Origin of the sequence: Streptomyces sp. SID13666 (genome assembly GCF_010548325.1) — a bacterium.
Classification (GTDB): domain Bacteria; phylum Actinomycetota; class Actinomycetes; order Streptomycetales; family Streptomycetaceae; genus Actinacidiphila; species Actinacidiphila fildesensis.
On sequence record NZ_JAAGLX010000134.1, the window covers coordinates 1 to 909 of the forward strand.

Sequence of the window (909 nt, forward strand, 5' to 3'; positions counted from 1 at the left end):
GTCGACGCGGACCGGCTCGGCGTCCTCCAGCGGGTCGTCGTTCTGCACCCGGGAGAGGTCGATGAGTTCCTGGACGAGGCTGGTCAGCCGGGTGGCCTCGATCTGCATCCGGCCGGCGAAGCGTTCGACGGCCTCGGGGTCGTCCGAGGCGCCCATGACGGCCTCGGAGAGGAGGGAGAGGGCGCCGGTGGGGGTCTTGAGCTCGTGGCTGACGTTCGCGACGAAGTCGCGCCGTACCGCCTCGATGCGGCGGGCCTCGGTGAGGTCCTCGACGAGGAGGAGGATGAGCCGGGAGCCGAGCGGGGCGACGCGTGCGGAGACCGCGAGGGCCTCGCCGCGTCCGGTGCCGCGCCTGGGGAGGTCCAGCTCGACCTGGCGTATCTCGCCGTCACGCCGGGTGTCGCGGGCCATGTGGAGCATCGGCTCCACCGAGAGCTTTCCGCCGCGGACCAGTCCGAGGGCGTACGCCGCCGAGCTGGCCTTGACGACGGCGTCGGCCTCGTCGAGTACGACGGCCGAGGAGCGCAGCACGGACAGCACCGTGTCGACGCCGGGCGGCAGTACGGGGTCGGTGTGCAGGGAGGTGCGGGTGGGGCGTTTCTGGTCGCGCTCGCTCCAGCGGAACGCCAGCATGGCGATGACGCCGGTGAGCACCCCGGCGATCGCTGCCGCTGCGGCGACAGCCGCGTTCACGTCCATGCAGCCAGGTTAGGCATGGGACAGGTCCTGGCCACAGCCAACAGAGTGCGACCTCGAACACTCGTTGCCAAGAGTTCACCTTGGAGCCAGTATTGGTTCATTTGTCGGGGCGGAAAAGGACGCGTGCGGGGCCGAACGTGGGAGCGTGGGGGTCACGGGGCCCGCTGTTCGCCCCCGAACGGACGTCAAGAGAGGGACACCTGATGCGTG

At 70.4% G+C, this 909-nt stretch carries 1 protein-coding gene; it reads right to left on the reverse strand.

Features of this window, described 5'->3' with window-relative positions; translation table 11 throughout:
- Positions 1-699 (reverse strand): histidine kinase dimerization/phospho-acceptor domain-containing protein (locus tag G3I60_RS43735; RefSeq protein WP_275419240.1); only part of this gene is annotated, 699 nt, incomplete at its 3' end.
- Positions 700-909 lie beyond the last annotated feature (210 nt).